A 26,425-nucleotide genomic window follows, 5' to 3' on the forward strand; every position below is an offset into this window, starting at 1 on the left:
GCGACCCGCGTTCTCCGTGGCCGAGGGAGCAACGGATGACTACCGACGTGGTAATCGTAGGTGTGGGCGGGATGGGCCGTGAGCTGTACGGCGTTATTCGATTGCTGAACGCCCGGCCGGTCGACGGGATCAGCTGGCGGGTGCTCGGCTTCGTCGACGACCACCCCACCGAGCCCAATGTGGAACTCGTGCGTCGGCTCGGTGTTCCGTTCCTCGGGCCGACCCGCTGGCTGGCCGGGCAGCCGTCCACCACCCGGGTGGCACTGGGCGTGGGACACCCGCAGTTGCGCCGCGAGACCGACCAGGTCCTCGCCCGGTACGGCCTGCCCGCCGCCACCGTGGTACATCCGGCTGCCGAGATCGGCCCGGACTGCGTCTTCCAGGAGGGCCTGTTCGCCGCCGGCGGAGCCCGGGTGACGACGAACGTGGTGCTGGGCCGCCATGTACACCTCAATCAGAACTGCACCGTGGGCCATGACGCCGTCCTGGGTGACCATGTCTCGGTCAACCCGCTCGCGGCGGTCTCCGGCTACTGCCGACTGGGCGACGGCGTCATGGTGGGCACCACCGCCGCCGTCCTGCCGAGGCTGACGGTCGGCCGGGACGCCGTCGTGGGGGCGGGCGCCTGTGTGACCCGGGACGTCCCGGCCGGCACGGTGGTCACGGGCGTGCCGGCCCGGCCGGTGGGTCGGTCAGCGGCGGATGCCCGCCCAGTCGTGATGCCGGCGCACGGTCGAGAGGATGAAGTCGACCACCCGGCGTGACGTGTCCGGGACCTGGTAGTCGAGCGGGCAGGCGACCGGGCCGGCCGCCACCTGGGCCACCACCACCCGCACGCCCTCCACCACCCCGGCCGGGTCCAGACCCGTCATCACGATCGCCCCGGAGTCCAGCGCCTCGGGGCGCTCGATGGACTCGCGCAGCGTCACCGCCGCAAACCCGAGAATCGCCGCCTCCTCGCTGACGGTGCCGCTGTCGGACAGTGTGCACCGGGCGTGCCGTTGCAGGGTGACGTAATCGAAGAAGCCGAACGGCTCGTGGAAGGTGATGCCGTCCAGGAGCGTGCCGTCGACGGCGAGCGACTCCAGGCGCTTGCGGGTACGCGGGTGGGTGGAGACCAGCAGCGGCAGTCGCCACTCGTCGCGGACGCCACAGAGGCAGTCCAGCAGCCGGCGGAGCCGGTCCGGATGGTCGACGTTCTCCTCGCGGTGGGCGCTGACGACGAAGTAGCCGCCCGGTTCGAGGGCGAGCTGCGCCAGGATGGTGGACCGCTCGATCTGCGGCCGGTAGTGGTCGAGCACCTCCCGCATGGGTGAGCCGGTGTGCAGGATCCGGCGGGGGTGCAGGCCCTCGGCGAGCAGGTTGCGCCGGGCGTGCTCGGAGTAGACGAGGTTGAAGTCGGCGACGTGGTCGACCAGCCGGCGGTTGGTCTCCTCCGGCACGTTGAGGTCGAAGCAGCGGTTGCCCGCCTCCATGTGGTAGACGGGGACCTTCATCCGTCGCGCCATCAACGCCGAGATGGCGCTGTTGGTGTCGCCGAGCACCAGCAGCGCGTCCGGACGCAGCTCATCGATCGCCTGCTCGGTGCCGACCAGCACGGCACCGAGCAGACTGCCGAGCGACCGGGTGTCGGCCCGCAGGAAGCGGTCCGGGGACCGGACACCCAGCTCGGTGAAGAAGATGTCCGACAATGCGGGATCCCAGTTCTGTCCCGTGTGCACCAGGGTGTGCTCCACGGTCCGGTCCAACATGTCGATCACCCGGGCCAGGCGGATGATCTCCGGCCTGGTCCCGACGACGGTCATCACCCGGGTCACTGGACGCCTCCTCGTAGCCGATGGTGGGATTGGGGGCACCGCCCGGCGGGCGGTCGGGTCGGTCTCACGACGACCGGCCCTGTGGGGGCACCCGGCGCACCGGGTCGTTGATCGTCTGCCGTGCCTGGTCGAGAACACTGATCCGCGGCCGGCTCGCCCGCCACCGGCGGTAGGCGGCCCCCGCCGCCGCCCGGGCCGCCTGCCGCTGCGCGGGCGAGGCGGTGGCGAGCTGGGTGACCAGTGCACCCAACGCCGCCGGGGTCAACTCGGTGAGGACCTGCCCGCCACCGTCGCGCAACACGGTCGTCCACGGTGTCCGGTCCGAGCAGATCACCGGGCAGCACGCCGCCAGGCTCTCCGCGATGGCGTTGCCGAAGTTCTCACCCCGGGTCGGCAGGACGAACGCGTCGTACCGGGAGAAGGTCTCGCCGACCTGCTCGGGGCGCAGCTCTCCCCGGTAGCTGACCACGGACGGGTCCGGCAGGGCCGCTCGTAGCTCCACACAGCGCTGCCAGTACTTCGGGTCTTCCAGCGGGCCGTAGATATCGAGCCGCACCCGGGCCCGCACCTGGGCGAGCGCGGCGAGCAGCAGGTCCAGGTTCTTTATCGGGGAGATCCGTCCGATGAAGACCAGTCGTGCGTGGTCGGTCGCCGGCAGTCCGGCCGGCGCGCGACGCGGCTCCGGGCCACTGGCGATCGCGACGACACCGATCCGGGCCCGGGGCAGCGCCCGTCGGATGTCGACGGCCTCCAGCGGCGTGCTGGCGTGCCACAGCACCCTGGGCCCCCGCAGCATCCATCGCCAGCCGGACAGGAACATCCGCTTACGGGCCCGGTGCAGGCCGAGAGCGGCGGCACCGAACTCGCCCCGTGGAGCCACCAGGATGCGGTCCACCCGCAGCAGGCCGAGCCGGGCCGCGACGATGGGCAGGATCGAGAAGGCCGACCAGACGCTGTTCACGTAGAGCAGGTCGAAGCGCACCGGCCGCAGGGAACGCCAGAGCGTCCGCCAGTGCGCCGGGTGCCGGACACCGAGATAGAAGATGCTCGTCCGGCCACGTCGTACCCAGGTGCCGGAGAGCCCGGCGTAGGGATCGCTGGCGCCGAGGTCACGGTCCCGGGTCAGCAGGGTCGTCGAGACGTCGGCGCTGGCCGTGTCGAGCACGTCGGAGATGGAGCGGACCGGGCCTCCGGCCCGCCAGCCGGGGCTGAAGTAGCTCGCCGTGACCAGGACCCGGAACTTCCCCCGGTCGACACTCGCCAACCGTGTTCTGACGTCCGCCGCGGGGGTGGTGTCGCTGGCCATCCTCGCTCCTCGCTCAAGAGATGGAACTGAGTGGGCCAACGAGCGAACGTCCATTCAGTGACCGCGCCTCGCAATTTTATTCAATTCGCCGCCACGGGACGAGGAATAGTGGACGGCCGCCCGGATGGGGGTATAAGGAAGTCGCAGAAACAGTCTCTAGCACAGCACGAGAGGATCTCCATGTCGCGAGTGGCACTCATATCCGGCACCACCGGCCAGGACGGCAGCTACCTGGCGGAGTTCCTACTCGACAAGGGCTACACGGTGCACGGGATAAAAAGAAGATCGTCTTCGTTCAACACCGAGCGGATCGACGGCGTCGATGTGCATCCCCGCAGTGGCGACGCACGCCTTTTCCTCCATTACAGCGACCTGTCCGACCCGGCCTCGTTGACATCGCTGATCCGGGACATCCGGCCTGACGAAATCTACAACCTCGGCGCGCAGAGCCACGTCCGCGTCTCCTTCGACATCCCGGGTTACACCGCGGACGTCACCGGGCTGGGCGCCCTGCGGATGCTGGAGGCGGCGCGGGCGGCCGACATCGGCTGCCGCTTCTACCAGGCGTCCTCCTCGGAGATGTTCGGCTCCAGCCCGCCCCCGCAACGCGAGCAGACCCCGTTCCACCCCCGCAGCCCGTACGCGTGCGCCAAGGTCTACGCCTTCTGGTCGGCGGTCAACTACCGCGAGTCGTGGGACATGTTCTGCGTCAACGGCATCCTGTTCAACCACGAGAGCCCCCGGCGGGGCGAGAACTTCGTCACCCGCAAGATCACTCGCGCGGTGGCCAGGATCGAGGCCGGCATCCAGGACAAGCTCTACCTGGGCAACCTCGACGCGGTCCGGGACTGGGGCTACGCCCCGGAGTACGTCGAGGCGATGTGGCTGGCCCTTCAGCAGGACACCCCACAGGACTACGTGGTGGCCACCGGCGAGGGGCACTCCGTCCGCGAGTTCGTCCAGGCCGCCTTCGACCGGGTCGGTCTGGACTGGCAGCGGTACGTGGAGATCGACCCCGCCTACTTCCGGCCCGCCGAGGTCGACGCGCTCATCGGCGACTACAGCAAGGCCCGGCGGCACCTGGGCTGGGCGCCGAAGACCCTGTTCGGCGACCTGGTACGGGTGATGGTGGACGCCGACCGGCAACTCCTGGAAGACGAGCGGATGGGACGCCTCGTGCGGGTGGACCGATGAGGATCACCGTCGAGGCCACCCCGATCCGCCCCGGACACGCCGCCGGGGTCGAGGCCTTCACCTACGGCCTGTTGACCGGCATGGCCGCCGACACCTCCCACGACCTGCGGGTGAACATCCTGCGGGGCACCCTCGACCAGTGGCGTGACCAGGTGCCCGCCGAACAGGTCGGTTGGACCGAGGTCGCCCAGCCGCTGCGCTCGGACACCCCTCCCGGGCAGCTGTTGCGCCGCTGGACGCCGAGCCGGGTCCGCGACTCCCTCGCCGTCCGCAGGGCGGTCAACGCGGTCCGGCAGCGCTCGGTCCCCCGGCAGCGGGGATCGGACGTCACGCTGTACCCGTTCCACAGCGCCCCGATCGGGCCCGGCCCGTCGGTCGTCGTCGTGCACGACCTCCGACACCTGCATGCCGCCTTCCACGCCCCCGGCTTCGCCGCCGTGGTCCGGGAGAACGTGGCCCGCGCGTCCGCCCTCGTGGTCACCTGGCCCCACCCGTACCGGGAGACCCTGCGGCTGTTTCCCGAGGCAGCGGACCGGACCGCGCTCATCCCGACCCCGACGTTCCAGCCCGCGCCCGCCCGCGCCACCGCGCGGCCGGAACCGGGGCTGCTGGTCTACCCGTCCTCCACCGCGGCCCACAAGAACCACGCGACGCTGCTGGAGGCGATGGCGTCGCTCCCGCAGTGCCGGCTGGTCTGTCCCGGCCCGCTGGTCGAGCCCGAGGCCAGTCGCCTGCTCGCCCGCGCCGCGCTGCCCGACCTGCGGCGCCGGGTGTCCTTCCCCGGGTTCGTCACCCTCGACGAGCTGAACGCCCTCTACGCCCGGGCCGACGCCGTGGTGATCCCGTCGCTCTGGGAGGCGGCGAGCGGTGCGATGCTGGAGGCGTTCAGCTGGGGACTACCCGTCGCCTGCGCCGACGCCGAGCCGCTGCTGGCGCAACTGGAGTTCACCGGCGCCCAGGCGACGGTCTTCCGGGCCACGGAGCCGGCGTCCCTGGCCGAGGCGGTCCAGCGGCTGCTGGCCGACCGGGCGCACTACGCCACCGCCGCCCGGCACGCCAACGGCCGGTTGGCCCCCCGCACCTGGGCGGCGACCGGTGGCGACTACCTCGACGTGCTGCGCTGGGCGGCGCAGGGACGACCGGGGCCGATACCGAGATCCGCGTTCGCCGCCGAACTCAGCGGGGAGGGAGCATCGTGAGCATGACGGACGACCGCTATCCGGTGGCCCGACCGAGCCTGTCCGACCTGGAGCAACGGTACGTGGTCGACGCCCTGCGGAGCGGCTGGGTCTCCTCCCGGGGCCCCTACCTCGACGACTTCGAGGACCGCTTCGCCCGGCGGTGTGCCGCCGGCACGGCGGTGGCCACCGCCAACGGCACGGTCGCCCTGCACCTGGTCCTCGCCGCCGCCGGGATCGGTCCGGGCGACGAGGTCATCGTTCCCGCGCTGACCTACGTGGCGACCGCGAACGCCGTCGCGTACTGCGGGGCGCGCGCCGTCTGTGTGGACGTGCGGCCGCAGAACTGGTGCGTCGACCCCGCCGCGGTCCGGGCCGCGATCGGGCCACGCACCCGGGCGGTCATCGCCGTCGACCTGTACGGCCATCCCGCCGACTACCCCGCCCTGCGCGCGCTGTGCCACCGGCACGGCCTGCTGCTGGTCGCCGACGCCGCGGAGTCCTTCGGGGCCACGGTCGACGGGGAGCCGACCGGTTCCCTGGCCGACGCCACGACCTTCTCGTTCTTCGGCAACAAGGTGATCACCGCCGGCGAGGGCGGCTGCGTCACCACCTCCGACGCCCCGCTGGCCGAGCGGATGCGGCTGCTGCGCAACCAGGGCATGGATCCGCAACGGCGGTACTACTTCCCGGTGCTGGGCTACAACTACCGGATGACCAACCTGGCCGCCGCGCTGCTCTGCGCCCAACTGGAGCGGGCCGACGAGATCATCGCCCGGCGGGACGCGGTGATCGCCGGCTACGAGGCGCAGCTGGCCGACGAGCCGGCGCTGTCGGCGCAGCCGGTGCTCGCCGGCGTCCGCCGCGCGCCGTGGATGGCCGCCTTTCTGGTCGGGCCCGAAGGGGACGCCATCTCCCGGGACGCGGTGGCCCGGGCGCTCGACCGGCTCGGCGTGGAGACCCGGCCCTTCTTCGTGCCGATCCCCGACCTGCCGGCGCACCGTGATCCGGGCGCGCACTGCCCGGTGACCGTCGACCTGAGCAGGCGCGGCATCAACCTGCCCACCTATCCGGAGCTGACCGACGCGGGGGTCAAGGCGGTGGTGGAGCGCGTCCGCGCCGCCCTGTCGACCGTCGCCTGACCGGTCGACCCGCCCCCTGCGGCCCGCCCGTCGGCCCGCGCCCGGCTCACCCGCCGGGCGGTCCCGCCCCGGCTCACCCGCCGGGCGGGACCGGGTCGAGCCGGCGGTGTGCCGGCGCGCGGTGCGCCGCACGGTGCCGCAGCAGCAGCAGGTAGCTCCTGGCCCAGGCGACCGCGCTGACCAGAGCGAGCGCCGCGAGCGCACCGGCCGCGCCGGTGGCCCCGAACAGCACCGCCGCGCCGACGACCACGGGCACCCGCAATCCGCCCAGCAGGATGCCGAGCAGAATCGCCCGCCGGTTCGCCTGCTCCACCCGCAGCCCGGCGAAGCCGACGGCAGCCGGCACCGCGAACAGGCTCTCCAGCGCCAGCAGCACCAGCAGGCTGCGGGCCAGGTCCCAGTTGCCGCCGAGCAGCGTCCTGCCGACCGCGTCGGGCAGGAGGGCGACCGCAGCCGTCATCGGCAGGATGCCGGCAGCCACGAGCAGCGAGACCCGAACGGCCGCCCTGGACCGCACCGCCCGGGACTCGGTGCGGCTGCGGGCCAGGTACGGCAGGGTCAGCGTGGCGGCGGTGGACAGCACCAGGTTCACCGGCCCCAGCAGCGTCCTTCCGGCGCTCAACGCACCGACCACCGAGGTGCCCGCGAAGGCGGCCACCGCGCTCAGCGACAACTGCGCCGATCCGGTGGTCAGCAGGAACTGCGCCCCGAACCCCACTGCGACACGGCTCTCCGCCCGACCGATGCACCAGCCGGGCCGCACCACGTAGCCGCGGCGGACCCCGACGACCACGCCGATCAGCCCACCAGCTAAGGCCCAGATGCCGACCACGTACGGCGCGTCGAGCAGCCGGAGCAGGCCGCACAGCGCGGCGCAGCCGGTCACCGCCGCCCAGGCGGTCTCCTGGAACAGCGCCCCCGACGGGGTGCCGACGCCGACGGCGATCGCCTTCGCGTAGTCATAGAGCACCAGACCCGGCAGGGCGAGGCCCACGAACACCAGATAGGGCGAGCCATACGCCGCACCCGCGGCCCCGAGCACGGTGCCGCAGACCGTGCCGAGCAGGGTGACCCGCCGGGCGGCGGAGGTGACGCCCGTCCCCGCCGCCAGGACGGCGTCGGTCACCATGCTGCGGACCAGCCCGGAGCCGAGAACGTAGAACGAGAAGGCCAGGGCGAACTCGCCCACCCCGCCGATCGACTCCAGCCGGGTGACCGTGATCGCCACCAGCAGGTTGCCGCCGCTGGACAACCCCCCGACGAGCAGGGCGAGCACGGTCCGACCACCGCTGCGGGGGACAACCGGGGCGTCGCTACGACCGACGCGGGAGCGGGCCCGAACGGTCACCGGGCGGCACCCGCCAGCAGCGGCACCCGGTCGTCCCGCCCGACGGGGGAGCGCCGGGTCAGCCACAGCAGGAGAAAGACCGGTACCGCCGACATCAGGTGTTGCAGGAAGCCGATGGTGGAGTCGGGATAGGTCCCGGACCAGAGCAGCACATCGGAGAAGACCAGGCAGAACAACGCCAACCGGCCCGGCCCCGGTCGACCCCGCCAGCGCAGCAGCAGCGCCACGAATCCGGCCCAGAAGGCGTGTACGGCCACCACCCCGACAGGGCCGTCGAAGAACCAGATGTTGCCCAGCAACAGGAAGTTGAAGGCCGACGTCGACCCGCCGCCGAGGTACTGGTTGATCTGTTGCCCGGTCGAGATGGGCGGCCGGTCGGGATCCAGCATCCGCGGTACCAGCCCGTACCTGAGGTAGTCGACGCCCTTGGGTTGACCGAGGTCGACGGGGACCTCGACCTTTGCCACGACCGTGAGTTGACTGTCCAGACGGAGCCGGTCGGCGGCGGTGACCTGGGTGTCTACTACGACGCCGTAGTCCTTCCGGATGGTGTTGCGCTGCTCGAACATCGCGGGCCAGAGGAGGAGGAGCACCACCGTCCAGAGCAGGAGATGGCGCAGCCGGAGGACGCCGCAGACCGCTCCGGTGGCAGCCACGAAGAACACCAGCCCGACCAGGGGCGCGGAGCGGGCCGTCAGTACGGCGACGTACGACTCCACTCCGACGAGCAGGGCCAGCCAGCAGTACAGCTTCGCCGAGGAGAGCCGGCCGCTGAGGTGGCTGGCCACCAGCAGGGCGAAGCCCAGGGTGCCCCAGCCGGAGAAGAGCGCGCACAGCATCGCGAGCGGTGTGTCGGAGAGGTCACCGGACACCTGCGCGACGATGGTCCCCCGACCGAGAAGGGCCCCGCCGATGTTCGCCGCGATGCCGGTCAGGGTCACCAGCCGGGCCACGGGATAGATCCGGGGATAGCAGGCGGTCGCCTGGCGCATCCCCTGCCGCCAGCGTGGATCGGGATGCCCGAAGAGCAGGCCAAACGTCTCCACGGAGATGCTGCCCAGCAATGCCAGGCCCACCAGGTACACGATGAAACCGGTCTGCGGGTTGTCGTTGAGCACCGCCGACGGAACGATGAACACCGCGTACGGGGCGAGCACCAGGAAGCTGACCGGATAGCACCGGAGCAGAACGCCGACCAACTCCCGGTGACGTTTCACCCGGACACCACCCCCAGGGCGGGTCATGCGGGCGCCCGGCCGGGGAAGCTGCGGGCCAACCACAACAGAAAGAAGACCGTCATCGCCCACACCGCGTGTTGCAGGAACCCGATCATCGAGTCGGGGTAGGTGCCGGACCACAGCAACGCGTCGGAGAACACCAGGCAGACCAGGCTCAACCGGGCCGGGCCGGGCCGGCCCCGCCAGCGCAGCAGCAGCGCCACGAACCCGGCCCAGAAGGCGTGCACGGCCACCACCCCGTCGGGACCCTCGAAGAACCACATGTTGCCCAGCAACAGGAAGTTGGAGGCCGACGTCCGGCTACCGCCGAGGTACCGGTTGATCCGTTGCCCGGTCGTCAGAGCCGGCCGGTCGGGGTCCAGAAGCCGCGGCACCAGACCGTACCTGAGGTAGTCGACGCCCTCGGGCTGGCCGAGGTCGACGGGGACCTCCGTGGCGGCGACGACCGTCAGTTGCCGGTCCAGGCGCATCCGGTCCGTCGCGGTGACCGCGTCGTCCACCGCGACGCCCTGGTCCTCCCGTAGCCCGTTGCGGTAGTCGAACATGGCCGGCCACAGCAGCACCAGCATCAGCGTGCCGACTATCAGGTACCGCAACCGGAACACGCCGCAGATCACCCCGGCGGTGACCGCGAAGAAGACGAAGGCGATCAGGGGCGCCGTGAGGGCGGTCAGCACGGTGACGACGGCCTTGGTGGCGACGAGCGCGCCCAGCCAGCCGTACAGCTTCACCTTGGACAGGTAGCCGCCGAGGTGACTGGCGACCAGCAGCGCGAACCCGAGCGCCGCCCAACCGGAGAACAACTTGGTCAGCGCCACCATCGGCGTGTCGGACACCTCCTCGGAGATCTGCGCGACGAGGTTCCCCTCCCCGAGGTGCGCTCCCAGTAGTTCGGCCGCGATGCTGACCAGCACGACCAGGCGGGCCACCGGATAGATCCCCGGGTACCGGGCGGTCGCCTGGCGCATGCCGCGCCGCCACTGCGGATCGGGCCGTCCGAGGAGCAGACAGAACGTCTCCCCGGAGACACTGCCCAGCAATGCCAGGCCCACCAGGAACACGATGAAACCGGTACGCGGGTTGTCATTGACCACCGCCATCGGCAAGATCAACAGCGCGTACGGGGCGAGCACCAGGAAGCTCACGGGATAGCAGCGCAGCAGCCGACCGACCAGTTCCCGATGGCGTCCCGACGACGCTGCACGGGCCGGACGGGCTGCCCGGGAGTAGCCGACATCGATTGCGGAGCCAGGGTCGGAGACCGCCCTGGACCAGGTCATCGTCCGCCCCTCCCCGTTTTCGGTCGCCGCATGCGCAACGAGCGAGGCGAGGTCCACGAAACGCTCCGGAGGGGAAACTCCGGGCATCGGGGGCCGCACGGCGTGCGCCCCGTCCGGTGGCCGGACGGGGCGCGCGGGTGCCGGTCGGCACTACCCCAGCACGGTGTCGACCAGGGTCTTCGCCTCCTGCTGGAGCTGGGCCAGGTGCTCGGGCCCCTGGAACGACTCGGCGTAGATCTTGTAGACGTCCTCGGTGCCCGACGGCCGGGCCGCGAACCAGCCCGACTCGGTGGTCACCTTCAGCCCGCCGATGGACGCGCCGTTGCCCGGAGCGCTGGTCAGGATGCCGGTGATCGGCTCGCCGGCCAGCTCGGTGGCGGTGACCTGCTCCGGGGAGAGCCGGCCCAGCACCGCCTTCTGCTCCCGGCTGGCCGGAGCGTCGATCCGGGCGTACGCGGGTGCGCCGAAGCGTTCGGTCAGTGCGGCGTAGTGCTCGCTCGGGGTCCGGCCGGTGGTGGCGATGATCTCGGCGGCGAGCAGGCAGAGCAGGATGCCGTCCTTGTCGGTGGTCCAGGTGCTGCCGTCGCGGCGCAGGAACGACGCCCCGGCGCTCTCCTCGCCGCCGAAGCCGACCGTGCCGTCGAGCAGCCCGGAGACGAACCACTTGAAGCCGACCGGCACCTCCAGCAGCGGTCGGCCCAGGTCGGCGGCGATCCGGTCGATCATCGAGGAGGAGACCAGGGTCTTGCCGACGGCCGCCGCCGGCCCCCACTGCGACCGGGTCCGGAACAGGTGGCCGATCGCCACCGCCAGGTAGTGGTTGGGGTTGAGCAGGCCCCCGTCGGGGGTGACGATGCCGTGCCGGTCGGCGTCGGCGTCGTTGCCGGTGGAGACCTGGAACCGGTCCCGGGCGGCGATCAGCGACGCCATCGCGTTGGGCGACGAGCAGTCCATCCGGATCTTGCCGTCGCCGTCGAGGGTCATGAACCGCCAGGTCGGGTCGACCAACGGGTTGATCACGGTGAGGTCGAGGCGGTGCCGCTGCGCGATCTCACCCCAGTAGGCGACGCTGGCCCCGCCGAGCGGGTCGGCACCGATCCGCACCCCGGCGTCGCGGATCGCGTCGATGTCGAGCACCGACGGCAGGTCGTCGACGTAGCCGGCGAGGAAGTCGTACGTGCCGGTGGTGTCGGCGGCGCGCGCCCGCGCGTACGGGATGCGCCTGACCTCCTTGAGCCCGGTGGCCAGGATGGCGTTGGCCCGGTCCTGGATCCACCTCGTGACGTCGGTGTCGGCGGGCCCGCCGTTGGTCGGGTTGTACTTGAAGCCGCCGTCGTCGGGCGGGTTGTGCGACGGGGTGATCACGATGCCGTCGGCGAGCCCGTCGGTGCGGCCCCGGTTGTGGGTGAGCACTGCGTGCGACAGCGCGGGGGTGGGGGTGTAGCCGTCGCGGCTGTCCCGCAGCACGGTCACCCCGTTGCCGGCGAGCACCTCCAGCGCGTCGGCCTCGGCGGGGGCGGACAGCGCGTGGGTGTCCCGGGCCAGGAAGAGCGGCCCGGTCAGGCCCTCCTGGCGGCGGTAGTCGCACAGCGCCTGGGTGACGGCGAGGATGTGGTCGGAGTTGAAGGCGTTGCGCAGGCTGGACCCCCGGTGGCCGGAGGTGCCGAACGAGACCTGCTGCGCCGGGTCGTCCGGGTCCGGGTGCTCGGCGTAGTAGGCGGTCACCAGCCGGGGCACGTCGACCAGGTCGGCGGGCTCGGCGGGCTGTCCGGCACGGGGGTGGGCCACTGCGGAAACCTCCTTGGGGTACGGGTCGGTGCGCTGTCTTCCCCGGCGTCGGCCGGGTCACACCCGGCTCAGGGCTCGACGCGCTGACCCTTGCCGATGACGACGACGCCGTTGTCGGAGACGGTGTAGCGCTGCCGGTCCTTCTCCAGGTCGACGCCGATCTCGGCGCCCTCGGGCACGAAGACGTTCTTGTCGAGGATGGCGTTGCGGATCACCGCGTGCCGGCCCACCTCGACGCCCTCCATCAGCACCGCGCCGTCGACCTGCGCCCAGGAGTGCACCTTGACCTTGGGCGAGACGACCGAGTTCTCCACCAGCGAGCCGGAGATGACCGCGCCGGGCGAGATCATCGAGCCGACGGCCCGGCCGACCCGCTCGCCCCACTGGTGGACGAACTTCGCCGGCGGGTACGGCGGCTGGTCGGTGTAGATGGGCCAGTCGAAGTTGTAGAGGTTGAACACCGGGTGCACGTTGATCAGATCCATGTGCGCGTCGTAGAACGAGTCGAGCGTCCCCACGTCCCGCCAGTAGCCCCGGTCCCGGTCGGTGCTGCCGGGCACCTCGTTGTCCTTGAAGTCGTAGACGTTCGCCTCGCCCCGCTCGACGAGCATCGGGATGATGCTGCCGCCCATGTCGTGCTTGCTGGTCTTGTCGGCGGCGTCCCGCTCGACGACCTCGCAGAGCGCCCGGGTGGAGAAGACGTAGTTGCCCATCGAGGCGTAGATCTGGTCGGGGGCGTCGGGCAGGCCGACCGCGTCGGTGGGCTTCTCCCGGAACGCCCGGATCCGCTTGCCGTCCTCGCCGACCTCGATCACGCCGAACTGGTCGGCCATCGACAGCGGTTGGCGGATGCCGGCGACGGTGACCGCCGCCCCGGAGGCGATGTGGTCGTCGACCATCTGCCGGGGGTCCATCCGGTAGATGTGGTCGGCGCCGAAGACGATCACGTAGTCCGGCTGCTCGTCGTTGATCAGGTTGAAGCTCTGGTAGATCGCGTCGGCGGAGCCGGCGAACCACCAGGGGCCCCGACGCTGCTGGGCCGGCACCGGGGTGACGTAGTTGCCGAGCAGCGTCGACATCCGCCACGTCTTGGTGATGTGCCGGTCCAGGGAGTGGGACTTGTACTGGGTCAAAACGACGATCTTGAGAAAGCCGGCGTTCGCCAGATTGGACAGGACGAAATCGACCATGCGGTACATCCCGCCGAACGGGACGGCCGGCTTGGCCCGGTCCGCGGTGAGCGGCATGAGGCGCTTGCCCTCTCCGCCGGCCAGGACGATCGCGAGCACCTTGGCAGCCATGACCAGACGCTATCCATACCGCTGCGACTTCACCACTCGTACGGGCACAGTTCCGTGACCGGTGCGCGGCCGGTTTCTGCACTAGGGTGCCGGGCATGACCGACTCCGCCCCGCTGCGCGTGGACCTGCTCACCCGCGAGTACCCGCCGGAGGTGTACGGCGGTGCCGGGGTGCACGTCGAGTACCTGGCCCGGGAGCTGCGCCGGCTCGCCGACGTCCGGGTGCACTGCTTCGGCGCGGAGCGCGTCGAGCCGGGCGTCACCGCGTACCCCGAGCCGGCCGGCCTGAGCGGCGCGAACGCGGCGCTGCGCACCATGGGCGTCGACCTGGCGATGGCCGCCGGATGCGCCGGCACCGACGTGGTGCACAGCCACACCTGGTACGCCAACCTGGCCGGGCACACCGCCAAGCTGCTGTACGGGGTGCCGCACGTGGTGACCGCGCACAGCCTGGAGCCGCTGCGCCCGTGGAAGGCCGAGCAGCTCGGCGGCGGCTATGCGCTCTCCTCCTGGTGCGAGCGGACGGCGATGGAGTCCGCCGACGCGATCGTCGCGGTGAGTGCGGGGATGCGGCGGGACGTGCTGACGGCCTATCCGGCGGTGAACCCGGACCGGGTCCGGGTGGTCTACAACGGCATCGACACCGCCCAGTACGCCCCCGACCACGGCACCGACGTGCTGGACCGGCTCGGCATCGACCCGGCCCGCCCCAGCGTGGTGTACGTCGGGCGGATCACCAGGCAGAAGGGCCTGCCCTACCTGCTGCGCGCCGCCCGGGAGCTGCCCGCCGACACCCAGCTGGTGCTGCTCGCCGGAGCCCCGGACACCCCGGAGATCGCCGCCGAGGTGCAGGGGCTGGTCACCGAGCTGCGGGCCAACCGGTCCGGGGTGGTCTGGGTGGCCGAGATGCTGCCCAAGCCCGAGGTGATCCAGGTGCTCACCCACGCCACCGTCTTCGTCTGCCCGTCGGTCTACGAGCCGATGGGCATCGTCAACCTGGAGGCGATGGCCTGCGAGACGGCGGTGGTGGCGACCGCCACCGGGGGCATCCCCGAGGTGGTCGCCGACGGCGAGACCGGGCTGCTGGTGCCGATCGAGCAGGCCGGCGACGGCAGCGGCAACCCGCTGGACCCGGACCGCTTCGTCGCCGACCTCGGCGCGACGATCAACGAGCTGCTGGCCGACCCGAAGCGCACCGAGGCGTTGGGTCTCGCCGGCCGGCAGCGGGCCGTGGAGCACTTCTCCTGGGACGCCATCGCCGTCCAGACCCTGGAGCTGTACCGCTCACTCCTGGCATAGGGCGAGTTCCCGCCCTGGGCTACCGCCGCGCGGGCCAGGCGAAGGACGGCCGCTACTCGCCGGGCGTGATCAGCCGCAGCGTCGGAAAGTACGAGCGATAGCGGCTGCTGTCACGGGTGAGAAGGCGATAGCGGCACACTGCGGCGTGCGCGCCGATGTAGAAGTCGGCGATTGGCGAACGTTTGGTGCCGCCCTGCCTGCGGTAACGCGCGTACGCCTTGCCGGCCAGGAAGCCCGCCGGGTAGGGCAGTTCCTCACGGAGGAAATCTGTGGCGGGCAGCGCGGCGTCGAGTTCCTCGACACCTTCGAATCGCACTGAAACCTCGGCATACACGATCGGATTGATCACCAGAAGGCCCGCGTCGCGGGCGCTGGCCAGGGCCTCAGCCGACCAGTCGGCCCATTGCGGGTCCTCGGTGAAGACGTCCAACAGGACGTTGGTGTCGACCAGCGTGGCAACCGTCTCCGGCACCCGAGCGGCGACAGCCCGGATCCGTTCACTCCCCACGGAGTAGGTCCATCAGGTCCTCGGTCGACATGCCCTGCACCTCCGGCGCATTGCCCCTGCCGCGCATGTGCCGGACCAGACGCTGACCACGGGTCTCGGCGTCACTGACCCGCACGATACGCAGTGCGCCGCCTTCCTCGATCACGTCGACCTCATCACCCTCGTGCAGGTTGTACCGGACCCGCAGTTCCGCCGGGATCGTCACCTGACCCTTGCTGTTCAACTTCACGGCAGCCCCCTAGATACGTAATACACATGATACGTGTCGCAGGTCTCTGCCTGGCTGCTCTCAGGTGACGTGAAGGGTGGCGGCGAGGTGGACCAGGGCCGGTGGGGCGGCGGCGGAACGGGCCACCACGGCGACCAGGGGCCGGACCGCCGGGCGGTCGTGCACCTCGCTGCGCGCGGTGCGCTCCGCCTCCAGCACCGCCCGGCCGGCGCGGAGCAGGTTGCCGTCGAGCACGTAGGCACGGGCGGCGTCGAGCAGGTACGCGGCCCGGTGCTCAGGGGGCAGCCACCGCCACTCGTCGCCGGCCACCAGCCGCTCGTGGCGTACTGTCGCCGCCGTGACCTCGCCGAGGGCGGCCTCGGCGACCACCCGCGCGGCCTCCACCGCCGCGCCGCCGCCCTCGGCCCCGGCATCACGGGCCGCCCGGCCGGCCCGGCCGAGCAGATCCCGGGCGGCCCGGCCATCACCCCGCCCGGCGGCGGCCAGGCCGGCCTGGAGCAGCAGCGTGGCGAGCAGGGCCGGGTCGGTTGACTGGTCGTCACCGGTCGTCGATGAGGTCGCCCATGGCGTGCCCGCGGAACGCCCCGGCAGGAGGCGGTGGGCGGCGACGGCGGCGGCCTCCAGCGCGGCCCGCCGCCGGCCGCCGTGGCGCAGGGCCTGGGCCAGCGGCACCGTGGCGGCGGCGGCCACCCACGGGTCCCTAGTGACCTGCGCGGCGGCCACCGCCCGGTCGGCGGCCAGCCAGGCCACCTCCGGCCGGTCGACCTTGAGCAGCACCAGCGCGACCAGGCCGTACCCCCGTGCGAGCAGCCCGTCGGTGGCCCGACCGGGCCGGAGTGCCCGCGCCGCGCGGACCCCGTCGACCAGGCCGGGCAGCAGGACGAGCAGTTCCGGATAGCGCGCGTGCCGGTAGCTCTGCTCCGCGTGGGCCAGGCGGGCGCGCAGTTCCGCCAGGTCGGGCGGCCGGGCCGGTGTCTCGACGTGGTAGCGGGCCAGCGCGGCCAACACCGGCTCGACGCCGGTGGCAGCGGGTTCCGGTCGCGCCGACTCCCCCGCCGACCCGGCGAGCAGCACCTCCAGGTCGATGCGCAGCGTCTCGGCGACCATCCGGAGGTGGGACACCTGCTCCAGCCGGCGTACCCCACGCTCGACCTTGTCGACCCAGCTCTTCGACTTGCCGAGATGGTCGGCGAACTGCTGTTGCGTCATGTTGCGCCGCACCCGCCACTGGGCGACCCGGCGGCCCACCGGCAGCTCGTTCACCGCCGGCCCGTCCCGCTCACCGGACGATCCCCACCACGAGCAGCACGAGTACGCACACCGCGACCGCCACACCGTAGGCGAACCGCCGCCGACGCAGCGCCGTGCGACGCGGCCGGACCGGCACTGGCACCCGGTCGCCATCCGGCAGCGGAGCAGGACCACCCGGCACCGGATACGCCCCTCGCAGCGGCCCCTGATGTGGACGCTCATCCATCCCGTTCTCCTCCTGGGTGCACCAAAGATGCAGGCCACGGCCGACGGCCGGGCGGTTGTGCCAGCTTGCCAATCGGGCCGGAAGGCGCTCCGCTGCTGACGAGAGAGCCTCCCGACAGGAACCAACTTAGGACCCTCAGGTACCTGAGTCAACACAGAGTCCACACCGTGTCGCGCCTGGTGAGATTCTGGACCGGCTGACGAGAGGTGGTCCCATGCCCCGCAAGCCCGTCTATGAACAGGTCGTTGACGACGTCATCGCGTCGGTCCGCAGCGGCACGCTCAAACCCGGCGACAGACTGCCGACGATCGCTCAACTCGCCCAGCAGTACAGCTCGTCCGACAACCCGATCAAACGAGCGCTCTGGATCCTGGATGAGCGGGGCTGGATCGAGGTGCACCAGGGCAAGGGGTCGTTCGTCGCGCCGAAGCCTCCCGCATAGCGCGGGAACCGCTGCTGGACACCCGACAGCCCGGAGTAGATAGCCCGCCCGCACAATGCGTAACCCCGACAGGGGTACCACTCTCCGGAAGGTCGTATGACTGTCAGGCATAAAAATGCCTGACAGTCATACGGGTCTCCGACGAAAGTACTGCCGGACGGAGGCAGGCTCCATGACCATCCCGATGGGCTACCGGAAGATCGCCGCCGACCTGCACGCCCGCATCCAGCAGGGCGAGTACCCGCCGGAGAGCCGGCTGCCCACCTACGCCGAGTTGGCCCGGCTCTACTCGGCAAGCGTCTCGACCGTGCAGCAAGCGGTGATGCTCCTACAGGCCCACGGGATCATCGTCGGCGTTCAGGGGGCCGGCCTGTACGTCGCCGCGACTCCCGCCACCTGAACATCCCCGCCCAGCACAGCGGATGCGGCCGGCTAACCGGCGGTGGGAGCCGGCACCCTGCGCCACTCACTCGCAGGTAAGACGTGTGCCCGGCTGGCAGGGGGGATGTCAGCCGGGCACACGTGTCTCCGGACAGGTGACGCGGGGAGGGGATCCGACGCGGGGCAGGGGCCTGAGAGGGGGGCAGGGACCTACCGCACGGCTGGGCCGCGTGCAGCACCGCCGGAGAGCTACGGGCGGGACGGATGCCCACCGCAGCGGGGAGGGCTACGAGCAGGGGCGTACCCAGGCGGTGCTGACCCAGCCGTTGGTGTCGCCGCTGTCGTTCCACAGCGAGACGTGGTAGCGGCCGTTGGCCTCCTGCGCCGCGAACATCCGGGTGTTGTAGCCGACCGAGTGCGGCCACTTCGTGGTCGACGAGGTGCTGTCCACGAACACGGACAGGCTGACGGCGGTGGAGCACTTGCTGTACTGGTAGTAGGCCGCCTGGGCGGCGCCACCGGTGGCCACGGCCGCGCCGAGGCTGGTCAGGGCGGTTACCGCCAGGAGGGCGAACGCGCGCTTGCTGGTCGTGCTCACGGGGTACCTCCGGGTCGTCGGGTGTGGTGGGTACGGGCCGCGTCGGCGTCATCGCCGACACGGGGCCGGCTCAGCAGGCGCGGACCCAGGCGGTGCTGACCCAGCCGTTGGTGTCACCCGAGGTGTCCCAGAGCGAGACGTGGTAGCGGCCGTTGGCTTCCTGCGCCGCGTACATGACGTTGTTCCAGCCGATCGAGTGCGGCCACCGCGTGGTCGACGAGGTGCTGTCGACGAAGAAGGAGAGCGAGACCGCGTCGGAGCACTTCCGGTACTGGTAGTAGCCGGCCTGGGCGGCTCCACCGGGAACCGCGACCACCGCGAGGCCGACGATCGTGGCGCTTGCCAGGAGGGTCACCGCGCGAGATTTGAGCCGTTTCATCCTACCTCCAGATCGTGATCTGTCGATTGACCCGGCCGACCATACACAGGCGGTGATCTTCCCGCAACGCCACGTGTCCGGGGCTGGGCGAACGTCCGACGGGACGGTCGGCGGGAGAAGGAGCCGCTTGATTGAGCGCGAGAGGATCTCGCACAGTAGGTTGAGCGGGTGAGCGGACGGTTCCCGATCGAAGACGTCTCCCCCGTCGTCGCCTGCGGTCGCTACCCGGCCAAGGCGGTGGTCGACGAGGTGGTACCGGTGTCGGCACGCGCCTACCGGGAGGGGCACGACGCGCTCGGCTGCAACGTGGTCTGGCACGGCCCGGACGGCGCGGCCCGCCCGTTCACCCGGATGCGTCCGGGCGAACCGGGGCAGGACCGCTGGCACGCCACCATCCGGCCGGACGCCGTCGGCGAGTGGTCGTTCACCGTCGAGGCGTTCCAGGACCCCTACCTGACCTGGCAGAACGCGGTGACCAAGAAGGTCGCCGCCGGGCAGGGCGCGGCCGAGCTGGCCAACGACCTGGCCGAGGGCGTGCGGGTGCTGACCGCCGCCCTGGACCTCGTACCGACCGGCGACGTCGGGCGGGTCGAGGTGGCGGTGGCCGCGCTGGGCGACAAGGAGGCCGAGCTGGCCCGCCGGGTCGCCCCGGCACTGGACCTGGCCGACCTGCTCTGGGCCCACCCGGTGCGGGAACTGGTCACCACCGGCGCGGCGCACCGGCTCTGGGTGGACCGCCCCCGGGCGCTCTTCTCCGCCTGGTACGAGTTCTTCCCCCGCTCCGAGGGCGCGGTCCCGGCCACCGTCGACGCCCCGGCCCGCTCGGGCACCTTCGTCACCGCGACGGACCGGCTGCCCGGGGTCGCGGCGATGGGCTTCGACGTGCTCTACCTGCCGCCGATCCACCCGATCGGCCGGGTCAACCGCAAGGGCCGCAACAACGCGCTGACCGCCGGCCCCGACGACGTCGGCTCGCCGTGGGCGATCGGCGCGGCCGAGGGCGGCCACGACGCCATCCACCCCGACCTGGGTACGCCGGCCGACTTCCGCGACTTCGTCGCCGCCGCCGCCGAGCAGGGCCTGGAGGTGGCGATGGACCTGGCGTTGCAGTGCGCCCCCGACCACCCGTGGGTCACCGAGCACCCGGAGTGGTTCACCACCCGCGCCGACGGCAGCATCGCGTACGCGGAGAACCCGCCCAAGAAATACCAGGACATCTACCCGGTCAACTTCGACAACGACCCCGAGGGCATCCGGGCCGAGGTGCTGCGGGTGGTGCGGCACTGGATCGGCGAGGGCGTCCGGATCTTCCGGGTGGACAACCCGCACACCAAGCCGTTCGACTTCTGGCACTGGCTGATCGCCGAGGTCAAGCGCACCGACCCGGACGTGCTCTTCCTGGCCGAGGCGTTCACCCGGCCGGCGATCATGCACGGGCTCGGCAAGGTCGGCTTCACCCAGTCGTACACCTACTTCACCTGGCGCACGACGGCCGCCGAGATGCGCGAGTACTGCGAGGAACTGGTCGCCTCGGTCGACTGGATGCGGCCCAACTTCTGGCCCAACACCCCGGACATCCTGCACGAGTCCCTGCAACACGGCGGACCGCCGATGTTCAAGATCCGCGCGGTGCTGGCCGCCCTGCTCAGCCCCTCCTGGGGCATCTACGCAGGGTTCGAACTGTTCGAGCACGTCGCCCGCCCCGGCGCGGAGGAGTACCTCGACAACGAGAAGTACGAGCTGCGCCCCCGGGACTGGGCCGGCGCGCAGGCACACGGCCGCTCGCTCGCCCCGTTCGTCGCCACCCTCAACCGGGTACGCCGCGAGCACCCGGCCCTGCACCGGCTGCGCAACCTGGTCTTCCACGACATCGACAACCCGACGCTGCTGTGCTGGTCCAAGCACGACCCGGACACCGGTGACACGGTCATCGTGGTCTGCTCGTTCGACTCCCAGACCGTCCAGTGGGGCAACACCACCCTGGACATGCCGGCGCTGGGCTTCGACTGGCACGAACGGTTCACCGTGCACGACGAGCTGACCGGGGCCAGCTACGAGTGGGGGCAGCGCAACGCGGTGCGGCTCGACCCGTACCTGCAACCGGCGCACGTGCTGACGGTCCGCCGCCCGCCGAACCCGCCGGCCGAGATCCCGGCCGGCGCGGAACCGGCCGAGTTGCCGGCCGGCGCGGAACCGGCCGAGTTGACCGTGACGGAGGTGCCCGCCGAACTCTCCGGCGGCACCGCGCCCACCACCCCCGCCCCGGAGGCCGACCAGCCGACCGGCCCCGCCGCGCCCCGCCCCGCCAGGGCCCGCCGCGCCCGGACCGGTGGCTCCAGGACCGGCCGTGCCCCGCACGGCAGCACCCCGACCGACCCCGCCCCGAAGGACGACCGATGGACCAGCTGATCGCCGGCGCGACGCACGACCCGCACGCCCTGCTCGGCGCGCACCCCGCCGACGGGTGGACCACGATCCGCACCCTGCGGCGGGGCGCCGGCGACGTGACGCTGCTCGTCGGCGACGACCGGCACCCGATGAAGCGGGTGCACGACGTCGGCGTCTTCGAGGCCCGCGTCGAGGGCAGCGTGCTCGACTACCGGGTCGACGTCGACGGCTGGGTCACCGACGATCCCTACCGCCACCCGCCGACCCTCGGCGAGCTGGACCTGCACCTGATCGGCGAGGGCCGGCACGAACGGCTCTGGGAGGCGCTCGGCGCGCAGGTCCGCGACGGCGGTGTCGCCTTCGCGGTGTGGGCCCCGAACGCCGGTGGGGTGCGCGTGGTCGGCGACTTCACCGGCTGGGGTCCCGACGACGGCTGGCCGATGCGCAGCCTCGGATCCAGCGGCGTCTGGGAGATCTTCGTGCCCGGCGCACCGGAGGGGGCCCGCTACAAGTACCGCGTCCTCGGTGCCGACGGGCGGTGGCGGGACAAGGCCGACCCGATGGCCGCGTACGCGGAGGTGCCGCCGGCCACCGCCTCGGTGGTGCACCGGTCCCGCTACGAGTGGACCGACGCGCGGTGGCTGGAGCAGCGGGCCTGCCGGCAGCCGCACCGGGAACCGATGAGCGTGTACGAGGTGCACCTCGGCTCGTGGCGGCCCGGCCTCAGCTACCGGGAGCTGGCCGAACAGCTCACCACGTACGTCACCGAGATGGGCTTCACGCACGTGGAGTTCCTGCCGGTGATGGAGCACCCGTTCGGCGGTTCCTGGGGCTACCAGGTCACCGGCTACTTCGCGCCCACCTCCCGGTTCGGTGACCCGGACGACTTCCGGCACCTGGTCGACCGGCTGCACGCCGCCGGCATCGGGGTGCTGCTGGACTGGGTGCCCGCGCACTTCCCCAAGGACGAGTGGGCCCTCGCACGCTTCGACGGCACCCCGCTCTACGAGCACCCCGACCCGCGCCGCGGCGAGCACCCCGACTGGGGCACGTACGTCTTCGACTTCGGTCGCCGCGAGGTGCGCAACTTCCTGGTCGCCAACGCCCTCTACTGGTGCGACGAGTTCCACATCGACGGCCTGCGGGTCGACGCGGTCGCCTCGATGCTCTACCTGGACTACTCCCGCCCCGAGGGGCAGTGGCTGCCCAACCAGCACGGCGGCCGGGAGAACCTGGAGGCGATCGCCTTCATGCAGGAGGTCAACGCCACCGTCTACAAGCACCACGCCGGGGTGGTGATGATCGCCGAGGAGTCCACCGCCTGGCCCGGGGTGACCCGGCCCACCGCCGACGGCGGGCTCGGCTTCGGCTTCAAGTGGAACATGGGCTGGATGCACGACACCCTGCTCTACACCGCCAAGGACCCGATCTACCGGCAGCACCACCACCATCAGCTCACCTTCTCCCTGGCGTACGCCTGGAGCGAGAACTACGTGCTGCCGATCAGCCACGACGAGGTGGTGCACGGCAAGGGTTCGCTGGCCGGCAAGATGCCCGGCGACACCTGGCAACGGCTGGCCAACGTACGGGCGCTGCTGGCGTACATGTGGGCGCACCCGGGCAAGCAACTGCTCTTCATGGGCTGTGAGCTGGGCGACGACCGGGAGTGGAGCGAGGAACGCGGCCTCGACTGGTACCTCCTGCACGATCCGGCGCGGGCCGGGGTGCAGCGGCTGGTCGCCGACCTCAACGCCGCCTACCGGGACACCCCGGCGCTGTGGGCGCAGGACACCGACCCGGCCGGGTTCCGCTGGATCGCCGGGGACGACGTCGCCAACAACGCGGTCTCCTTCGTCCGGATCGCCCCGGACGGCGCGACCCTGGTCTGCGTGGCGAACTTCTCCGCGGGCCCGCTGGAGGACTACCGGGTCGGCCTGCCGGCCGGCGGCACCTGGACCGAGGTGATCAACACCGACGCCCACCACTACGGCGGCTCCGGCGTGGGCAACCTCGGCGCGGTGCACGCCCAGGACGTCCCCTGGCACGGCCTGCCCGCCTCGGTGGCACTGCGGGTCCCCCCGCTCGGCGTACTCTGGCTGCGCCGCGACTGACCCACCCGCGCTGCACGCCGGTCGGGCAGCTCAGACCAGGCCGGCGTCGCGGAGCAGCTTCCACAGGCCGGCGCCGTCGGGGGCGGAGAGCCACTTCTGCCCCACCGGCCCCGCCGACGACGGCCGGTCGTTCGGCACGGGCAGGCTACCGGCGAGCACCGACTGGGTCGGGGAGAGCCTGCGGATCGCCACCCCGGCGACGTTCTCCGGGTGGGCGGCGGCGAACTCCCGGTAGATCTCCTGGTCGTGCTGCCCGTCGTCGCCGATCAGCAGCCAGCGCACGTCGGGGAACTCGGCGGCCAACCGGGCCAGGGTGGCCCGCTTGTGCTCCCGGCCGCTGCGGAACCAGCGGTCGGCCGTCGGCCCCCAGTCGGTGAGCAGCAGCGGACCGGCCGGGTAGAGGTGCCGGGACAGGAACCGGGTCAGCGTCGGCGCGACGTTCCACGCGCCGGTGGACAGGTAGAACACCGGGCTGCCGGGGTGGGCGGTGACCAGGCGTTCATAGAGCACCGCCATGCCCGGCACCGCCGTGCGGGCGTGCTCGTCGAGGACGAAGGTGTTCCACGCGGCCAGCATGGGCCGGGGCAGCGCGGTGACCATGACCGTGTCGTCGATGTCGGAGAGGATGCCGAGGCGCACCTCCGGGTCGATCACCCGGACCAGCGCCTCGACCGGTTCGGCGTCGGCGACCCGCAGCCGCACCGAGGCCCAGCCGGGGGCGAAGTTGGCCTTGACCATGGTGTCGACGAAGCCGCTGCGGTCGGCGCGGGCGGTGTGTACGCCGTCGCCGGCCTCGATGGTGACCTCGACATGTTTGGCGGGCAGGGTGGCGAAGCTGCGCCAGCCGCGTACCTTCTCCAGCCGGCCCTGCCGCCGGTCGGGGCGGCTGAGCAGCACCCGGCACATCACCCGGGCCCAACCGGGTGCGCCGTAACCGGCGTACGCGACGATGTTGGGCTGCCAGCCGGTGCGGCGCAACCGGCGCTCGACCAGTTGGTGCAGGGCGTCCTCGATCCGCGCGGCCCGGTGCAGGGTGGGTACGGCCAGCTGGCTCGCGGTGGTGGAGGGCACGTTGCAACCCTGCCACAGGAGTCCGGCAGCGGCCAGGCGAGCGACCAGGAGCACAGCGGGTCGAGCGCCCAGGTGGACGGCGGCGCACGCACCAGACGTCCGACGCCCCGGGCCGGGCGGAAACGAGCCGGGCCTGGCCGGACGGGAAACGAGTCGGGCCGGGCCGGACGGGAAGCGAGTCAGTCCGGACGGGAGACCAGTCGGGCGGGCGCGTCGGGCGGGCGCGGACCGGCAGCGGGTCGGCTGGACCGATCCGGCCCGGGAGGCCCGGCAGGCGTGACACACTCCGGTCGGGACGACGACGGGGGCGTTGGTCGTGTCGACACGTGTACCGCCCGACCGCGCACGGCTGGACCGTCCGGCGCGGGTCGCGCTGCTGCTCGGGGTGGCCGGGGTGGGTTACCGGCTGGTTCTGACCCTGCTGACGGTGCCCGCCGCGAACAGCGACGAGGCGACCTTCGGGCTGGCCGCGCTGCACATCGCCGCCGGCCGGGAACACCCGGTCTTCCTCTACGGGCAGCATTACATGGGCATGATCGAGTCCTACCTGGCCGCCCCGCTGGTGGCGCTGGCCGGACCGTCCTGGCCGGTGCTACGGCTGCCGCTCGTCGCGTCGTACGCGCTCTTCCTCTGGTTGTCGCACCGGCTGAGCCGGCGGCTCTACGGGCCGTGGTTCGCCACCTTCACCGTCGGGTTGCTGGCGCTCGGCACCGAACGGGTGGTCCGCGACCAGCTCACCGTGGTCGGCGGGCGGCCCGAGGGCAAACCGATGGTGCTGGCGATCCTGCTGATCGCGGTGGGGCTGGCGGGGCGACGGGGCCGGTGGCGGCGGCCCGGGTGGCGACGGGCGGCGGTGGGGTTGGCCGGGGTGTGCGCCGGAGCGGCGCTCTGGTCCGACTGGCTGCTCGCCCCCTACCTGGCGGTCGCCGGGGTGCTGCTGGTCTACGCCACCCGCCGGGAGTTGCTCGGCTGGTCGGGGCTGCTGCTGGTGGCCGGGTTCGCGGTCGGGGTGGCCCCGCTGGTCGGGGACAACCTGGTCGCCCCGCCGGGCGCGGACTCGTGGTCGGTGCTGCGCCAGCTCAGCGCCGGCACCGGGCCGACGCCGCCGCTGGTCGACCGGGTGCGCGGTGGGCTGCTGACCGGGGTGCCGCTGGCCACCGGCCTCTGCCAGGTCACCGGGTGCGCCCGCCGGCAGGAGTGGTTCGGGGTGCTCTACCCGGTGCTGCTGGTCGCCGCCGCCGGGCTCGCCCTGGTCGGCTACCGCCGGACCACGGGCCGGCCGACCGCCGTGCGGGTCCGGCCCGTCGCCCAACTCGCCCTGATCGCCGGTGCCGCCCTGACCCTGCTGTCGTACGTCCGCAGTCCGCCCGCCGCGACCGACCCGCTGGTCAACGCCCGCTACCTGGCGGTGGTGCAGATCTCCCTGCCGGCGGTGCTGTGGCCGCTGTGGCTGGCGGCGGCGGCCTGCTGGCGGGGCACCGTCGGGGTGGTCGGTCGGCTGGTCGGGGCGAGCGCCACGGCGGTGCTGGCCGGGTTGACCACCACCGCCGTGGTGGCGACCGGGCTGTTCCTGACGGCGCTGGACGCGCCCCGGGCCGACCAGCGGCGGGCCCGGGAGCTGGCCGACGCGGTGCGCCGGACCGGCCTGCGGGAGGTCTACGGCGACTACTGGACCTGCAACCGGTTGACCTTCGACACCGGTGAGCGGGTGGTCTGCGCGGTGCTCGACGGGCAACTCACCCCCGGGCAGAACCGCTACCGACCGTACTGGCGGCGGGTGGAGGGGGCGCAACGACCCGGGTACGTGCTGCCGGTGGACTCCCCGGCGGAGCGCCGGCTGCGGGGGCTGCTCGGGGACGGGGCCGACCCCGCCCGGCTGGTCGAGGTCGCCGGATACCGGGTGTACCACCCGGCGAGTGCCGTCCGGCCGTGGCGCTGACCTCGGCCCGTA

24 protein-coding genes are annotated in these 26,425 nt (G+C 72.1%); 10 read left to right on the top strand and 14 right to left on the bottom strand.

The window, feature by feature from the left end; all coding sequences use genetic code 11:
* The first annotated feature begins 35 nt into the window (after positions 1-35).
* Entirely contained in the window at positions 36-764 is a 729-nt protein-coding gene (locus AB0K25_RS17340) for an acetyltransferase (protein ID WP_357536019.1), read from the top strand.
* Here the strand turns inward: AB0K25_RS17340 and wecB are convergent.
* Both wecB and AB0K25_RS17350 read right to left on the bottom strand, forming a co-directional pair.
* Positions 693-1,817 carry a UDP-N-acetylglucosamine 2-epimerase (non-hydrolyzing) gene (gene wecB, locus AB0K25_RS17345; protein ID WP_363821088.1) on the bottom strand — a complete coding sequence of 375 codons (1,125 nt, stop codon included), beginning with the start codon at positions 1,815-1,817 and terminating at the stop codon, positions 693-695. The two genes, AB0K25_RS17340 and wecB, sit on opposite strands and share 72 nt — an antisense overlap.
* 64 nt (positions 1,818-1,881) lie before the next feature.
* The gene (locus AB0K25_RS17350; RefSeq protein WP_357536023.1) at positions 1,882-3,123 is read right to left on the bottom strand and encodes a glycosyltransferase; all 1,242 of its coding nucleotides are present in this window, start codon (positions 3,121-3,123) and stop codon (positions 1,882-1,884) included.
* Between the two features lie 180 nt (positions 3,124-3,303).
* Here AB0K25_RS17350 and gmd point away from each other — a divergent pair, with 180 nt between their 5' ends.
* The 3 genes from gmd to AB0K25_RS17365 are packed head-to-tail and all read left to right on the top strand — an operon-like array spanning position 3,304 to position 6,637.
* Positions 3,304-4,317 carry a GDP-mannose 4,6-dehydratase gene (gmd, locus tag AB0K25_RS17355; RefSeq protein WP_357536025.1) on the top strand — a complete coding sequence of 338 codons (1,014 nt, stop codon included), beginning with the start codon at positions 3,304-3,306 and terminating at the stop codon, positions 4,315-4,317.
* Positions 4,314-5,516, top strand: a complete 1,203-nt coding sequence (locus tag AB0K25_RS17360; protein ID WP_363821092.1) for a glycosyltransferase — start codon at positions 4,314-4,316, stop codon at positions 5,514-5,516. Before gmd ends, AB0K25_RS17360 begins: the two co-directional genes overlap by 4 nt.
* Before the next feature lie 2 nt (positions 5,517-5,518).
* The gene (locus AB0K25_RS17365; RefSeq protein ID WP_363821095.1) at positions 5,519-6,637 is read left to right on the top strand and encodes a DegT/DnrJ/EryC1/StrS aminotransferase family protein; all 1,119 of its coding nucleotides are present in this window, start codon (positions 5,519-5,521) and stop codon (positions 6,635-6,637) included.
* Positions 6,638-6,710: 73 nt separating this feature from the next.
* Here the strand turns inward: AB0K25_RS17365 and AB0K25_RS17370 are convergent, their stop codons facing one another.
* The 5 genes from AB0K25_RS17370 to glgC all read right to left on the bottom strand — a co-directional run bounded on the left by AB0K25_RS17370 (position 6,711) and on the right by glgC (position 13,592).
* Positions 6,711-7,985 (bottom strand): hypothetical protein, encoded by a 1,275-nt coding sequence (locus AB0K25_RS17370; RefSeq protein WP_363821097.1) that lies wholly within the window; start codon positions 7,983-7,985, stop codon positions 6,711-6,713.
* Positions 7,982-9,202, bottom strand: a complete 1,221-nt coding sequence (locus AB0K25_RS17375; protein WP_363821100.1) for a hypothetical protein — start codon at positions 9,200-9,202, stop codon at positions 7,982-7,984. The genes AB0K25_RS17370 and AB0K25_RS17375 overlap by 4 nt, the downstream gene beginning before the upstream one ends.
* Positions 9,203-9,225: 23 nt before the next feature.
* Positions 9,226-10,368, bottom strand: coding sequence for a hypothetical protein (locus AB0K25_RS17380; RefSeq protein WP_363821103.1), 1,143 nt, complete (start codon positions 10,366-10,368; stop codon positions 9,226-9,228).
* Positions 10,369-10,653: 285 nt separating this feature from the next.
* The gene (pgm, locus tag AB0K25_RS17385) at positions 10,654-12,291 is read right to left on the bottom strand and encodes a phosphoglucomutase (alpha-D-glucose-1,6-bisphosphate-dependent) (protein ID WP_363821106.1); all 1,638 of its coding nucleotides are present in this window, start codon (positions 12,289-12,291) and stop codon (positions 10,654-10,656) included.
* Positions 12,292-12,359: 68 nt separating this feature from the next.
* Positions 12,360-13,592, bottom strand: coding sequence for a glucose-1-phosphate adenylyltransferase (gene glgC / locus AB0K25_RS17390; protein WP_363821109.1), 1,233 nt, complete (start codon positions 13,590-13,592; stop codon positions 12,360-12,362).
* A gap of 95 nt (positions 13,593-13,687) precedes the next feature.
* On the opposite strand from glgC, the gene glgA reads away from it, so the two are divergent.
* The gene (glgA, locus tag AB0K25_RS17395) at positions 13,688-14,890 is read left to right on the top strand and encodes a glycogen synthase (RefSeq protein ID WP_363821112.1); all 1,203 of its coding nucleotides are present in this window, start codon (positions 13,688-13,690) and stop codon (positions 14,888-14,890) included.
* Between the two features lie 52 nt (positions 14,891-14,942).
* On the opposite strand, the gene AB0K25_RS17400 is transcribed toward glgA, so the two are convergent.
* From AB0K25_RS17400 to AB0K25_RS17415, 4 genes are read right to left on the bottom strand one after another with little or no spacing between them, the layout of a single operon-like run.
* On the bottom strand, positions 14,943-15,398 hold the full coding sequence (locus AB0K25_RS17400; protein WP_363821115.1) for a type II toxin-antitoxin system VapC family toxin: 456 nt from the start codon (positions 15,396-15,398) through the stop codon (positions 14,943-14,945).
* Complete coding sequence (locus AB0K25_RS17405; RefSeq protein WP_282272693.1) at positions 15,388-15,627, bottom strand: AbrB/MazE/SpoVT family DNA-binding domain-containing protein; 240 nt, start codon at positions 15,625-15,627, stop codon at positions 15,388-15,390. The genes AB0K25_RS17400 and AB0K25_RS17405 overlap by 11 nt, the downstream gene beginning before the upstream one ends.
* Before the next feature lie 60 nt (positions 15,628-15,687).
* On the bottom strand, positions 15,688-16,890 hold the full coding sequence (locus tag AB0K25_RS17410) for a helix-turn-helix domain-containing protein (protein ID WP_363821118.1): 1,203 nt from the start codon (positions 16,888-16,890) through the stop codon (positions 15,688-15,690).
* Between the two features lie 16 nt (positions 16,891-16,906).
* Positions 16,907-17,104, bottom strand: a complete 198-nt coding sequence (locus AB0K25_RS17415; protein ID WP_357536047.1) for a hypothetical protein — start codon at positions 17,102-17,104, stop codon at positions 16,907-16,909.
* Positions 17,105-17,318: 214 nt separating this feature from the next.
* On the opposite strand from AB0K25_RS17415, the gene AB0K25_RS17420 reads away from it, so the two are divergent.
* Positions 17,319-17,546 (top strand): winged helix-turn-helix domain-containing protein, encoded by a 228-nt coding sequence (locus tag AB0K25_RS17420; protein ID WP_282272687.1) that lies wholly within the window; start codon positions 17,319-17,321, stop codon positions 17,544-17,546.
* Positions 17,547-17,718: 172 nt separating this feature from the next.
* Positions 17,719-17,946, top strand: a complete 228-nt coding sequence (locus AB0K25_RS17425) for a winged helix-turn-helix domain-containing protein (RefSeq protein ID WP_357536049.1) — start codon at positions 17,719-17,721, stop codon at positions 17,944-17,946.
* A gap of 267 nt (positions 17,947-18,213) precedes the next feature.
* On the opposite strand, the gene AB0K25_RS17430 is transcribed toward AB0K25_RS17425, so the two are convergent.
* Entirely contained in the window at positions 18,214-18,525 is a 312-nt protein-coding gene (locus tag AB0K25_RS17430) for a hypothetical protein (RefSeq protein ID WP_357536051.1), read from the bottom strand.
* Between the two features lie 70 nt (positions 18,526-18,595).
* Positions 18,596-18,880, bottom strand: coding sequence for a hypothetical protein (locus AB0K25_RS17435; protein ID WP_357536053.1), 285 nt, complete (start codon positions 18,878-18,880; stop codon positions 18,596-18,598).
* A gap of 192 nt (positions 18,881-19,072) precedes the next feature.
* On the opposite strand from AB0K25_RS17435, the gene AB0K25_RS17440 reads away from it, so the two are divergent.
* Positions 19,073-21,313, top strand: coding sequence for a maltotransferase domain-containing protein (locus AB0K25_RS17440; protein ID WP_363821124.1), 2,241 nt, complete (start codon positions 19,073-19,075; stop codon positions 21,311-21,313).
* A complete protein-coding gene (gene glgB / locus AB0K25_RS17445) occupies positions 21,301-23,403 on the top strand; it encodes a 1,4-alpha-glucan branching protein GlgB (RefSeq protein ID WP_363821127.1) in 2,103 nt (700 codons plus the stop codon). The genes AB0K25_RS17440 and glgB overlap by 13 nt, the downstream gene beginning before the upstream one ends.
* Positions 23,404-23,433: 30 nt before the next feature.
* Here the strand turns inward: glgB and AB0K25_RS17450 are convergent, their stop codons facing one another.
* Positions 23,434-24,474 carry a phosphatase domain-containing protein gene (locus tag AB0K25_RS17450; protein ID WP_308291075.1) on the bottom strand — a complete coding sequence of 347 codons (1,041 nt, stop codon included), beginning with the start codon at positions 24,472-24,474 and terminating at the stop codon, positions 23,434-23,436.
* Positions 24,475-24,784: 310 nt separating this feature from the next.
* Between AB0K25_RS17450 and AB0K25_RS17455 the strand changes: the two genes are divergently transcribed.
* Complete coding sequence (locus AB0K25_RS17455; protein WP_363821130.1) at positions 24,785-26,413, top strand: hypothetical protein; 1,629 nt, start codon at positions 24,785-24,787, stop codon at positions 26,411-26,413.
* Positions 26,414-26,425: the final 12 nt, after the last annotated feature.

It is taken from the genome of Micromonospora sp. NPDC049257, from assembly GCF_040678915.1.
GTDB lineage: Bacteria > Actinomycetota > Actinomycetes > Mycobacteriales > Micromonosporaceae > Micromonospora > Micromonospora antibiotica.